This window comes from Micromonospora sp. I033 (assembly GCF_053890995.1).
The window spans coordinates 1-11,908 of record NZ_JBSSLX010000178.1 but is presented as its reverse complement, the minus strand read 5'-3'; the positions used below and the strand labels follow the sequence as shown (position 1 = coordinate 11,908).

General features: G+C 75.9%; 14 protein-coding genes. 9 read left to right on the top strand and 5 right to left on the bottom strand.

The features are described 5' to 3' along the window. Positions 1 to 32: 32 nt before the first annotated feature. From ACW0Q9_RS23755 to ACW0Q9_RS23745, 3 genes are read right to left on the bottom strand one after another with little or no spacing between them, the layout of a single operon-like run. Positions 33 to 845: an ABC transporter ATP-binding protein gene (locus ACW0Q9_RS23755; protein WP_456184839.1), complete on the bottom strand. Its 813-nt coding sequence runs from the start codon at positions 843 to 845 to the stop codon at positions 33 to 35. A 29-nt stretch (positions 846 to 874) separates the two neighbouring features. Next, entirely contained in the window at positions 875 to 1,900 is a 1,026-nt protein-coding gene (locus tag ACW0Q9_RS23750; RefSeq protein ID WP_456184834.1) for a FecCD family ABC transporter permease, read from the bottom strand. Next, positions 1,897 to 2,973, bottom strand: a complete 1,077-nt coding sequence (locus ACW0Q9_RS23745; protein WP_456184837.1) for a FecCD family ABC transporter permease — start codon at positions 2,971 to 2,973, stop codon at positions 1,897 to 1,899. Before ACW0Q9_RS23745 ends, ACW0Q9_RS23750 begins: the two co-directional genes overlap by 4 nt. Before the next feature lie 70 nt (positions 2,974 to 3,043). Here ACW0Q9_RS23745 and ACW0Q9_RS23740 point away from each other — a divergent pair, with 70 nt between their 5' ends. From ACW0Q9_RS23740 to ACW0Q9_RS23715, 6 genes are all read left to right on the top strand, one after another. After that, positions 3,044 to 4,081: an ABC transporter substrate-binding protein gene (locus ACW0Q9_RS23740; RefSeq protein WP_456184832.1), complete on the top strand. Its 1,038-nt coding sequence runs from the start codon at positions 3,044 to 3,046 to the stop codon at positions 4,079 to 4,081. Beyond that, the gene (locus ACW0Q9_RS23735) at positions 4,078 to 4,914 is read left to right on the top strand and encodes a siderophore-interacting protein (protein WP_456184830.1); all 837 of its coding nucleotides are present in this window, start codon (positions 4,078 to 4,080) and stop codon (positions 4,912 to 4,914) included. Before ACW0Q9_RS23740 ends, ACW0Q9_RS23735 begins: the two co-directional genes overlap by 4 nt. 97 nt (positions 4,915 to 5,011) lie before the next feature. Continuing rightward, entirely contained in the window at positions 5,012 to 6,097 is a 1,086-nt protein-coding gene (locus ACW0Q9_RS23730) for an FUSC family protein (protein WP_456184828.1), read from the top strand. Between the two features lie 43 nt (positions 6,098 to 6,140). Further along, positions 6,141 to 7,256 carry a M24 family metallopeptidase gene (locus ACW0Q9_RS23725; RefSeq protein WP_456184836.1) on the top strand — a complete coding sequence of 372 codons (1,116 nt, stop codon included), beginning with the start codon at positions 6,141 to 6,143 and terminating at the stop codon, positions 7,254 to 7,256. Further along, on the top strand, positions 7,253 to 8,395 hold the full coding sequence (locus tag ACW0Q9_RS23720; protein WP_456184826.1) for an acyl-CoA dehydrogenase family protein: 1,143 nt from the start codon (positions 7,253 to 7,255) through the stop codon (positions 8,393 to 8,395). The genes ACW0Q9_RS23725 and ACW0Q9_RS23720 overlap by 4 nt, the downstream gene beginning before the upstream one ends. A gap of 91 nt (positions 8,396 to 8,486) precedes the next feature. Continuing rightward, positions 8,487 to 8,993: an Lrp/AsnC family transcriptional regulator gene (locus ACW0Q9_RS23715; RefSeq protein WP_456184824.1), complete on the top strand. Its 507-nt coding sequence runs from the start codon at positions 8,487 to 8,489 to the stop codon at positions 8,991 to 8,993. Here the strand turns inward: ACW0Q9_RS23715 and ACW0Q9_RS23710 are convergent. Both ACW0Q9_RS23710 and ACW0Q9_RS23705 read right to left on the bottom strand, forming a co-directional pair. Beyond that, positions 8,923 to 9,534 carry a histidine phosphatase family protein gene (locus tag ACW0Q9_RS23710; protein ID WP_456184822.1) on the bottom strand — a complete coding sequence of 204 codons (612 nt, stop codon included), beginning with the start codon at positions 9,532 to 9,534 and terminating at the stop codon, positions 8,923 to 8,925. The two genes, ACW0Q9_RS23715 and ACW0Q9_RS23710, sit on opposite strands and share 71 nt — an antisense overlap. 48 nt (positions 9,535 to 9,582) lie before the next feature. Next, positions 9,583 to 10,422 carry a helix-turn-helix transcriptional regulator gene (locus tag ACW0Q9_RS23705; RefSeq protein WP_456184820.1) on the bottom strand — a complete coding sequence of 280 codons (840 nt, stop codon included), beginning with the start codon at positions 10,420 to 10,422 and terminating at the stop codon, positions 9,583 to 9,585. 103 nt (positions 10,423 to 10,525) lie between these two features. On the opposite strand from ACW0Q9_RS23705, the gene ACW0Q9_RS23700 reads away from it, so the two are divergent. The 3 genes from ACW0Q9_RS23700 to ACW0Q9_RS23690 form a co-directional block, all read left to right on the top strand. Beyond that, entirely contained in the window at positions 10,526 to 11,233 is a 708-nt protein-coding gene (locus ACW0Q9_RS23700) for an SDR family NAD(P)-dependent oxidoreductase (protein WP_456184818.1), read from the top strand. Between the two features lie 114 nt (positions 11,234 to 11,347). After that, complete coding sequence (locus ACW0Q9_RS23695; RefSeq protein WP_456184816.1) at positions 11,348 to 11,542, top strand: CsbD family protein; 195 nt, start codon at positions 11,348 to 11,350, stop codon at positions 11,540 to 11,542. Positions 11,543 to 11,637: 95 nt separating this feature from the next. Beyond that, on the top strand, positions 11,638 to 11,908 hold a 271-nt coding region (locus tag ACW0Q9_RS23690), incomplete at its 3' end, for a hypothetical protein (protein ID WP_456184814.1).

Genomic DNA, 11,908 nt, shown 5'->3' with positions numbered 1-11,908 from the left:
GGTCACCGCGCGGCGGCGGAACCGACCGGCGGTCAGGCCGCCGGGACGGCCCGCCGGCGCGCCGTGGGGAGCACCAGCGGCGTGCCGGTCTCCGGGTCCTCGATGATCCGGCAGGGCAGGCCGAACACCTCCTCGACCAGCTCGGTGGTGACGATCTGCCGCGGATCCCCGGCGGCGACCACCCGCCCGTCGCGCATGGCGACCAGGTGGGTGGCGTACCGGGCGGCCTGGTGCAGGTCGTGCAGCACCGCCACCAGGGTGCGGCCCTGCTCCTCGTGCAGCCGGGCGCAGAGGTCGAGCACCTCGACCTGGTGGGCGATGTCCAGGTAGGTGGTCGGCTCGTCGAGCAGCAGCAGCGGCGTCTGCTGGGCCAGGGCCATGGCGATCCAGACCCGCTGCCGCTGCCCGCCGGAGAGCTCGTCGACCGGGCGGTCGGCCAGCTCCGCGACCCCGGTGTCGGCCATCGCCTGGTCGACCACCCGCTCGTCCTCGCGGGACCACTGCCGCAGCAGGCCCTGGTGCGGGTAGCGGCCCCGGGACACCAGTTCGGCCACGGTGAGCCCGTCCGGCGCCACCGCGGACTGGGGGAGCAGCCCGAGGGTGCGGGCCACCTGCCGGGCCGGCCGGCGGTGGATGTCGGCGCCGTCGAGCAGCACCGTGCCCCGGGCCGGGCGCAGCAGCCGGGCCAGGGCGCGCAGCAGCGTCGACTTGCCGCACGCGTTGGGCCCGATGATCACGGTGAAGGAACCGTCGGGGACGGCCACCGTCAGGTCCTCGGCGACGGTGCGCCGGTCGTAGCCGAGGGTCAGCGCCTCGCCGACCAGCCGGGGGGTGTCGGGCCGCATGGTGGGGGTTCCCTTCTCGTCGGAGCCGGTCATCGCCGGCTCCCGCGTTCGCCGGCGAGCAGCCAGGCCAGGTAGCCGCCGCCGAGCACGCCGGTGACCACACCGACGGGCAGTTGCCGGCCGGCGATCGCGTGCTGGGCGAGTTGGTCGGCGGCGAGCAGCAGCGCCGCGCCGACGACCGCCGACGGCAGCAGGTTCGGCCCGGGCGCGCGGGTCAGACGGCGGGCCAGGTGCGGCGCGGTCAGCGCCAGGAACGACACCGGGCCGGCGGCCGCCGCGGCGACGGAGACCAGCAGCACCGCCGCGCCGAGCGCGGCCACCCGGACCCGGCGCACGGGCACACCCAGCCCGGCCGCCGAGTCGTCGCCCATCTCCAGCAGGCGCAGCGCGGGAGCCCGGGCGAGCAGCACGGCCGGCAGCAGCACCGCCAGCGCGCCGAGCACCGGCAGCGCGTTCGCCCAGCCCCGCCCGTCCAGGCTGCCGGTGAGCCAGAGCGCGGCGCGGGCGGCGTCCATCAGCGGGGCACGGGTGAGCAGCCAGCCGTTGACCCCGGTGAGGATCGCGGTGACGCCGATGCCCACCAGCACCAGCCGGTACCCGCCGACCCCGTGCCGCCCGGCCAGGGCGTACAGCAGCAGGCCGGTGGCCAGTCCGCCGGCGGCGGCCGCGCCGGCGAGCGCCGCGCTGCCGCCGCCGATCGCCACCACGACCAGCGCGCCGGTGGCCGCGCCCGAGGTGACCCCGAGCACGTCCGGGCTGCCCAGCGGGTTGCGGGTCAGCGACTGGAACACCGCACCGGCCAGGCCGAGGGCGGCGCCGACGGCCAGGGCCGTGACCAGCCGGGGCAGCCGCAGCTCGGTGACGATGAACCGGTCGGCGGGGGTGCCGCCGCCGCCCAGCACGCGCAGCACGTCGGCCGGGGCGATCGGGTAGTCGCCGGCGCCGACGGCCAGCACGGCGAGGGCGAGGGCGAGCAGCGTGCCGGCCAGGCCGACGACGAGGGCACGGGGGCGCAGGCGCAGCGACAGCCCGCCGGGAAGGCGCAGCACGATCACAGCCGGCCCACCCGTCCGCGCCGGACCAGGTGCAGGAAGAGCGGCCCGCCGAGCACGGCGGTGACCAGACCCACCTGGAGTTCGCCGGGGCGGCCCAGCACCCGCCCGGCCACGTCGGCGGTGAGCAGCAGCACCGGCGCGAACACCGCGCACCAGGGCAGCAGCCGGCGCGGGTCCGGCCCGGTGAGGGCGCGGACCATGTGCGGGGCGAGCAGGCCCACGAAGACGATCGGCCCACAGGCGGCGGTGGCCGCCCCGCAGAGCAGCGTGACGGCGACGACCACCGCGCCGCGGACCAGGCCGGGCCGGGCGCCGAGCGCCCGCGCGGAGTCGTCGCCGAGGGCCAGGGCGGCCAGCGGCCGGGTCACCAGCAGGGCGATCAGCAGTCCGGCCAGGACGAACGGCAGCAGGCTCGGCACGGTGTCGGTGCGGGCGCCGGCGAGCGAGCCGACGGTCCAGAACCGCATCCGCTCCAGCGAGGTGCTGTCGACCAGCATGACCGCGCTGACGTAGGAGAAGAGCGCCGCGTTGAGGGCCGCCCCGGCCAGGGCGAGCCGGGCCGGGGTGGCCTGCCGGCCGCCGGCGATCGCGTGCACGGCGACGATGACCCCGGCGGCGCCGAGCAGGGCGTACCAGACCTGGTGGTCCAGGTCGGCGACGCCGAACAGCACGGTGGCGGTGGCCACCGCGGCCGAGGCGCCGGCGTTGATGCCGAGCAGGCCGGGGTCGGCGAGCGGGTTGCGGGTCATCGTCTGCATGGCCGCCGCGGCGACGCCGAGCGCCGCGCCGGCGGCGAGGCCGAGCAGCGTACGGGGCAGCCGCCCCTGGTGCACCACGGCGTACTCGGGGGAGGCCGGGTCGGTGAGGCCGTGCCACACCTCGGCGAGGGAGAGCGGCTTCGCGCCGACGGCGAGGCTGAGCACGGCCACCGCGGCGAGCAGCAGCACGCCGAGGGCCAGCCCGCCGGACCGGAGCCGGCGACGCAGGCCGGGAACCGGTGCGGCGACGGCGCCGCTTCGGGGTGAGGTGATGACGGACAGCGTGGACTCCGGGGGCGGGAAGGGCCTTGACAGCGACTTAGGTTAGGTTAGCCTAACCTCGCTGTCCATGGTCATTCGCCGACCCGTACCGAAAGACTTCGCCATGCCCGATAACCTGTCCAGCCGCCGGCTCTCCCGCCGTGGCCTCCTCGCCGCCGCCGGCGCCGCCGGCCTCGGCGCCCTCCTCGCCGGCTGCGGCAAGGACGGCGGCGACGCCGCCACCAGCGCCGGACCGACCGGCGGCCCCTGGTCGTTCACCGACGACCGGCAGCAGAAGCTCCACGCCGCGAACCGCCCGAGCCGGATCGTCGCCTTCACCGGGGTGGCCGCCGCCCTGGTCGACTTCGGACTCGACAAGCAGATCGTCGGCGTGTTCGGCGAGACGAAGAAGAGCGACGGCAGCAAGGAGCCGCAGGCCGGCGACCTCAACGTCGAGCAGGTCGAGATCCTCGGCAACGCCTGGGGCGAGTTCAACCTGGAGAAGTACGCCGGGCTCCGCCCCGACCTGCTGGTCACCCACATGTACGACCCGGGCGCGCTCTGGTACGTGCCGGACGAGAGCAAGGCGAAGATCCTGCCGCTGGCCCCGAGCGTCGCGATCACCACGGCCCGGGTTCCGATGACCCGGCCGATCGAGCGGTACGCCGAACTCGCCGGCTCCCTCGGCGCCGACCTCAACGCGAAGAAGGTCACCGACGCGAAGGCCCGCTTCACCGCCGCCGCCGAGGCGGTGCGCCAGGCGGTCAAGGCGAACCCGGGCATCAAGGTGATGGCCGCCTCCGGCAGCCCCGACCTGTTCTACGTCTCCAACCCCAAGGTCAGCACCGACCTCATGTACTTCGCCGAGCTCGGCGTCGACATCGTGGTGCCGACCAAGCTCGAACAGGGCGACTACTTCGAGGCGCTGAGCTGGGAGAACACCGGCAAGTTCCCGGCCGACCTGATCCTGCTCGACAACCGCCCGACCGCCCTGCAGCCGAAGGACCTCGCCGCGAAGCCGACCTGGGCGCAGCTGCCCGCGGTCAAGGCCAACCAGGTCACCCCGTGGGACGCCGTGCCCCGCTTCTCGTACGCCGGTGCCGCCCCGCTGCTGGAGAACCTCGCCACCGCCATCCGGGGCGCGAACAAGGTCACCGCGTGACCACCGCGGTCGCCCTGCGGTACCGGTTCTACGCCGCCCGGGTGCTCGCCACCCGGGCGGTCGGCGACTGCCTGGTCCGGGTCACCTTCGGCGGCGACGACCTCGGCGAGTTCGCCGGCGGCGGCCGGGACCAGAGCGTCTCGGTCTTCCTGCCGCACCCCGGCCAGGACGCCCCGGTCGTCCCGGTCGAGGCGGGGGAGGACTGGTACGCGGCCTGGCGGGCCCTGGACCCGGCGGTGCGGGCGGTCATGCGCTCGTACACCATCCGGGCGCAGCGGCCCGAGCAGGGCGAGCTGGACATCGACTTCGTCCGGCACGGCGACACCGGCCCGGCCACCCGCTGGGCCGGCCGGGCCCGCCCGGGTGACCGGGTGCTGCTGCTCGGGCCGGCCGTGCCCGACGAGCGCACCGTGCGCTTCCAGCCGCCCACCGGCGCCGACTCCGTGCTGCTGGTCGCCGACGAGACCGCGCTGCCGGCCGTCGGCGGGATCCTCGACTGGCTGCCCGCCGGCACCCCCGTCCGGGCCTTCGTCGAGGTTCCCACGGCCGGCGACATCCAGCCGCTGCCCAGCGCCGCCCGCGCGGAGGTGACCTGGCTGGTCCGGGGCGCCACCGGTCCGGGCAGCAGCCTGCTGGCCGACGCGCTGCGCGGCGCCCGGCTGCCCGGTGCCGCCCCGTACGCCTGGATCGCCGGCGAGGCCGGCATGGTCCGGGCGGTGCGCCGGCACCTGGTCGGTGAGCGCGGCCTGGACCGCCGCCGGGTCACCTTCGCCGGCTACTGGCGGCGCGGCGCCTCGGAGGAGGACCTGCGGGCCGAGGCCGCGAGCGCCTGACCCGCAGGCGGGACTACCCGCGCGAGGCCGGGGTAGAGGGGAGCGTGACCGCGCCCGGGCCGTACCGCCGGTGGCGCCCGGAGCGCCGGGACCCGCCGTGACCGCCGTGGTGGCCGCCGCCCGCCGGCACGCGCAGGAGGCGTACGAGCGGCTGCGCCGGTACTTCATCATCGCCCTCCAGGCCGGGGTGGCGGCCGGGCTGTCCTGGTACGTCGCCAACACCCTGCTGCACAACCCGCAGCCGCTGTTCGCGCCCGCCGCCGCCGTCGGCACCATCGCCGCGGCCATCGGCAACCGGGTACGCCGCACCGCCGAGCTGCTCGGCGGGGTGATCCTCGGCGTGCTCGTCGGTGACCTGATCATCCAGGTGATCGGGAACGGGCCGGTGCAGACCGGGCTGGTCGTCGCGCTGGCCATCTCGGCGGCGGTGGTGTTCCGCGGCAGCGGGGCGGTGATGGTGCAGGCCGGCAGCACGGCCGTCCTGCTGGGCACGGTCGAGCCCAGCGGGCCGGACCTCGCCGTGCCGCGGACCGCCAACGCGCTGGTCGGTGGCGGGGTGGCCGTGGTGGTGGCGCTGCTGCTGCTGCCGCTGAACCCGGTCCGGGTGGTGCACCGCGCCGCCGGCCCGACCCTCGACCTCTTCGCCCACCAGTTGACCGTCACCGCCGAGGCGCTCGCCGCCGGTGACGCGGGGCGGGCCGACGCGGCGTTGCAGCGGCTGCAGGCCGCCGAGGCGGAGCGAAGACAGACCACCGAGATCGTCGCCGCGGCCGCGGAGGTGGCCTCGCTGTCCCCCTGGCGGTGGCGGCGCCGCTCCCAGTTGCGCCGCTACGAGCACGCCGCCACGCACCTGGAACTCGCCTTCACCAACAGCCGCAACATGGTCCGCCGGGTGGTCGCGCTGCTCGACGCCCGGGAGCCGGTCCCGACCGACCTGCCGGCCGCGATCGAGACCTTCGGGCAGTCGCTGCGGCTGCTGCACCGGGACTTCCTGGCCGGGCGCACCCCCGAGATCGCCCGGTCCCGGGCGCTGCACGCCGCCGAGGCGGCCCGCCGGGCCCGGACCCGGGGGCTCGGCTTCTCCGGCACCATCGTCGCCTCGCAGCTGTTCATCGTGGTGGGCGAACTGCTCCAGGCCTCCGGGCTGACCAAGCCCGAGGCCGACCGGATGGCGGGGGTCTGAGCGGCCACCGGGGTCCCGCGACCGCCCAAACGACCGTTAAGCTCTGGGGGTGGGAACCGACGAGCTCTACCCGGCCGAGCGGCTGGCCGCCGCCCAGCGCGCCACCGCCGCCGCCGGCCTGGACGCGCTGCTGCTCACCCCCGGCTCCGACCTGCGCTACCTGACCGGCTACGACGCCCACGAGGGGGAGCGGCTCACCTGCCTGGTGCTCCCCGCCGAGGGCGAGCCCACCCTGATCGTGCCGGTGCTGGAACGCCCCGCCGCCGAGGCCGCACCCGGCGCCGGCTACCGCATCGTCGACCACGCCGACGGCACCGACCCCTGGCCGCTGCTGCGGGCCGCGCTGCCCGGCCCGGTCGCCGCCGTCGGGCTGGCCGACCGGATGTGGGCCGAGCAGGTGCTCGCCCTGCGCGCCACGCTGCCTGACACCGCCCAGCGGCTCGCCTCCGAGGTGCTGCGCGAGCTGCGGATCCGCAAGTCCCCCGCCGAGGTCGCCGCCCTGGCCGAGGCGGGCGCGGCGATCGACGCCGTGCACCGGCGGATGGGGGAGTGGCTGCGCCCCGGCCGCACCGAGGTCGAGGTGGCCGCCGACATCGCCGCCGCGATCCAGGCCGCCGGCCACGTCCGCGTCGACTTCGTCATCGTGGCCGCCGGCCCGAACGGCGCCAGCCCGCACCACGGCACCGCCGACCGGCCGATCCGCGCCGGCGAGCCGGTGGTTGTCGACATCGGCGGCACCATGCCGTCCGGCTACCGCTCCGACTGCACCCGCACCTACGTCGTCGGCGGCCCCGCCCCGGCCGAGTTCGCCGACTACTACGCGGTCCTGCAGGAGGCGCAGCGCGCGGCGGTGGCGGCCGTACGCCCGGGGATGACCGCCGAGGCGCTCGACGCGGTCGCCCGGGACATCATCGCCGCCGCCGGTCACGGCGACGCGTTCCTGCACCGCACCGGCCACGGCATCGGCCTCGACACCCACGAGGAGCCGTACGTCGTGGCCGGCAACCCCCGGCCCCTGGAGGCCGGCATGGCGTTCTCGGTCGAACCCGGGATCTACCTCGCCGGGCGGCACGGCGCCCGGATCGAGGACATCGTCGTCTGCACGACGGACGGCGGGCAACGGCTCAACACCACCCCCACGGAGCTCATCGCGCTATGACTGTCGACCGGATCCTCCCCACCGACGAGGCCCACGACCTGCTGGACCTCGCCACCGAACTCGCCGACCGGGAGCTCGCCCCCCGGGCCGCCGGCTTCGAGGAGCGCGCCGAGTTCCCCCGGGAGGTGCTGCGCACCCTGGGCCGGGCCGGCCTGCTCGGCCTGCCCTACCCCGAGGAGCACGGCGGCGCCGCCCAGCCGTACGAGGTGTATCTCCAGGTGCTGGAGATCCTGGCCAGCCGCTGGCTCGCCGTCGCCGAGGCGGTCAGCGTGCACACCCTGTCCTGCTACCCGCTCGCCCAGTTCGGCAGCGACGAGCAGCGCAAGCTGCTGCCCGACATGATCGGCGGCGAGCTGCTCGGGGCGTACTGCCTCTCCGAGCCGCAGGGTGGCTCGGACGCCGCCGCCCTGACCACGAAGGCGGTCCGCGACGGCGACGCGTACGTCGTCTCCGGCACCAAGGCGTGGATCACCCACGCCCGGGTGGCCGACTTCTACAACATCTTCTGCCGCACCGGCGGCCCCGGCCCGAAGGGCATCTCCTGCCTGCTCGCCGACCGGAACACCCCGGGCATCCACCCGCAGGCCGCCGAGCGGACCATGGGCCTGCACGCCTCCCCGGTCGCCCAGATCGCCTTCGACGAGGCCCGGGTGCCGGCCGAGCGGCTGATCGGCGGCGAGGGGATGGGCTTCACCATCGCCATGTCGGCGCTGGACTCGGGGCGGCTCGGCATCGCCGCCTGCGCGGTCGGCCTGGCCCAGGCCGCGCTGGACTACGCCATCGGCTACGCCCGGGAGCGCCAGCAGTTCGGCCGGGCCATCATCGACTTCCAGGGGCTCGGCTTCACCCTGGCCGACCACGCCACCCAGATCTCCGCCGCCCGCGCGCTCACGCTGGCCGCGGCCCGGCTGCGCGACGCCGGCCGGCCGTACTCGATCGAGGCGGCGAAGGCGAAGCTGTTCGCCACCGACGTGGCGATGAGGGTGACCACCGACGCCGTGCAGGTGCTCGGCGGCGCCGGCTACGTCGCCGACCACCCGGTCGAGCGGTACATGCGCGAGGCGAAGGTGCTCCAGATCGTCGAGGGCACCAACCAGATCCAGCGGCTGGTCATCTCCCGGGCCCTGGCCAAGGGCTGATCGACGCGGTGCGCGACGACCCGGCCCGCAGAGCGTCACGGCGGCGGGCCGGGTGCGGCGTGGCAGCGCTTTTACCGGTAGGTTGCACCGCGTGGAGGAGATCGACCGCGCCATCGTCGCCGCGCTGACCGGGGACGGTCGGCTGTCGTACACGGACCTGGCCGAGCGGGTGGGCCTGTCGGTGTCCGCCGTGCACCAGCGGGTCCGCCGGCTGGAGCAGCGCGGCGTCATCAAGGGGTACGCCGCCCGCGTCTCGTTCGAGGCACTGGACCTGCCGTTGACCGCGTTCGTGGCGATCCGGCCGTTCGACCCGTCCCAGCCGGACGACGCGCCGGAGCGGCTGGCCCACCTGCCCGAGATCGACTCGTGCTACTCGGTGGCGGGGGAGGACTTCTACCTCCTGCTGGTGCGGGTGGCCAGCCCGGCGGACCTGGAGCGGGTGCTGCAGGAGATCCGCACGGCCGCGAACGTGACCACCCGGACGACCGTGGTGCTGTCCACGCCCTACGAGAACCGGCCGCCGAAGATCAATGGCGAGCTGCCCGGTCGGGGCCGGGCTCGGCCGTCTGCGGAACCGGCTGGTTCCACCGCAGGATGACCCGCCGGCCGTGCTCGTGACCGAGCGCGCTGAGCGTGGCGGTGTCCAGCCGCAGCAGCCCGCCCCCGGACGGCGGCAGGCCGACCCAGCGCGCCCCGAGCACCCGCAGGCTGTGCGCGTGGCCGACCAGCGCGACGGTGCCCTGTTCCAGCAGCGGGGTCACCCGGTCGAGGACCCGGTCGAGCCGGGCGCCGACCTCGGCCGGTGACTCCCCGTCGGGGCAGCCGTCGGTCCAGATGTTCCACCGCGGGTCCTCCTCGTGGATGTCCGCGGTGGTGCGCCCCTCGTAGGCGCCGTAGTTCCACTCGGCCAGGTCGGGGTCGGTGTCGTCGACGGTGAGCCCGGCGAGGTGCGCGGTGCGGGTCGCCCGCTGCCGCGGGCTGGACAGCACCCGCACGAAGCGCCGGCCGGCGAGGGCCGCGGCGAGCGCCCGGGACTGCCGCTCGCCGTCGGGCGTCAGCTCCAGGTCGGTGTACGAGGTGTGCCGGCGGCTGGCGCTCCAGGTGGTCTCGCCGTGCCGGATCAGCAGGATCTCGCTCACCCGCCCAGTCAACCACGGACCGGCCGTCCGGGCCGGCCGGCGGGAGGGTCAGCCGCGCAGCGACTGGGTGCCCAGCACGGTGAGCAGGGCGAGACGTTCGGCGTCCGCGCTGCCCGGCTCGGCCGTGTAGACCATGATCCGCAGGTCGCTGCCGGCGACCGTGAGCACGTCGCAGTCGAGGGTCAGCGGCCCCACGTGCGGGTGGTCGACGGTCTTGCGCGCCGCCGCGTGCCGGCCGACCGTGCCGGCGTCCCACAGCTCGGCGAACCGGGGGCTGCGCGCCCGCAGGTCGGCCAGGAGCCGGCCCAGCCGCGGGTCGGCCGGGTAGCGGGCGGCGGCGGCACGCAGGTCGCCGACCAGCGCGGCCTCGAACCCGCGCCGCTCCTCGGGGCTCAGCCGGACCCGGGAGCCGGGGCCGAGGAAGTTCCGCCACACGCCGTTGCGCTCCTCGCCCCGCCAGCCGGACGGGTCGCCCATCAGCGCCGCGTACGGCGGGTTGGTCACCAGCAGGGTCCAGGAGGCGTCGTAGACGGCCACCGGGGTGCCGGCCAGCCGGTCCAGCAGCCGCTGCACGCTCGGGGTGACCTCGGTGGGCATGGTCTGCGGGCCGGGCGGCGCGAGCCCCGCCAGCCGGTACAGGTGGGCCCGTTCGGCGCCGGAGAGCCGCAGCGCCCGGGCCAGCGCCGCGACGACCTGCGCCGACGGGTGGGCCGCGCGGCCCTGCTCGAGGCGGGTGAGGTAGTCGACCGAGATCCCGGCCAGCAGCGCCAGTTCCTCCCGGCGCAGCCCGGCCGCCCGGCGCGACCTTCCGGCGGGCAGCCCGGCGGCCTCGGGCGGCACCCGGTCGCGCCAGCGCCGCACCGCCTGCCCGAACTCCGCCTCCGCCACGCTCACCAGTCTGCCCCGCGGCCGGTTCCCCGGGGGTGGCCCTGGCAGTCCCAGGAAGACGGGACGCCTGGCTGGCCACCCGGCGCCGACGGAGCCTGGTGCCATGACGACGACACTGATCACCGGAGCCAACAAGGGGCTCGGTTTCGAGACCGCCCGCCGGCTGGTGGCCGCCGGGCACACCGTCTGGATCGGCAGCCGGGACGCGGAGCGCGGCCGCCGGGCCGCCGAGCGGCTGGGCGCACGCTTCGTCCCGCTGGACGTCACCGACGACGCCTCGGTGGCGGCCGCGGTGCGCGCCGTCGAGGCCGGCGGGGGACTGGACGTGCTGGTCAACAACGCCGGAATCGAGGGACGCACGGCCGGCAACGGGGTGGTGGGCGCCGCCGAGGTGACCGCCGAGCAGATGCGGACGGTGTTCGAGACGAACGTCCTCGGCCCGGTCCGGGTCACCCACGCGTTCCTGCCGCTGCTGCGGCGCTCGGCCGCCCCGGTGGTGGTGAACGTGAGCAGCGGCCTGGCCTCGATCACCCGGCTCACCGATCCGGCCGACCCGGCGTACGGCTACCCCGGGGTGGCGTATCCCGCCTCGAAGGCGGCGGTCAACATGCTCACGGTGCAGTACGCCAAGGCGTTCCCCGAGATGCGGATCAACGCGGTGGAGCCCGGGTTCACCGCGACGGACCTCAACGGGCGGACCGGTACGCAGACCGTCGAGGAGGGCGCCGAGATCATCGTGCGGATGGCCCGGCTCGCCCCGGACGGCCCTTCCGGCGGCTACTTCGACGCGTCGGGCCCGCTGCCCTGGTGACCTCCATAACCTATCTTCCTAGGACGCCTTACAGGGTGTGCGCCGGGGCACGGCGTTTGCGGACACCCGCACCGGGGACGCACCAGAGAAGCCCGAACGAGCCGAGGAGGCGGGATGAGCTTCACCGACAAGGCCAAGAGCCGGGCCCAGGAAATGGCCGGCCTGGCCAAGGAGCGGATCGGCGACGCCACCGACAACGAGCGGTTGCGGGCCGAGGGCGCCAACGAGCAGAGCGCCGCCCGGGCGCGGCAGGCCGGGCAGAACGTCAAGGAGGCCGGGCGGAACGTCCGGGACGCCTTCGACAAGTGACCCGTACGGCGGCGGGCTCCCGGGTGACCGGGGGCCCGCCGCCGCGTCGGACGGGGGTTGCATCCGGCACCCGGGTACGGGCTTACCGTCGGGGCATGGACACCGACGAGGAGGGCTGGGTGCCGGAGGCGTGCACCCTGCCGACGGTGGAGCGGCCGCTGCGGGAGGCCGAGTTCGACGACGTGTTGCGGGGCGCGCTGTGCGGGCAGCGCCGGCTGTCGGCCCGGCGGCTGCGCTGGGAGTTCACGGCCGCGGCCGAGGCGGCGGTGCGGGACCTTCTCGCCCGCGAGTCGCGGTGCTGCGGCTTCTTCACCTTCACGGTGACGCCGCTGGCCGGCGCCGTCCGGGTGGACGTGACGGTGCCGG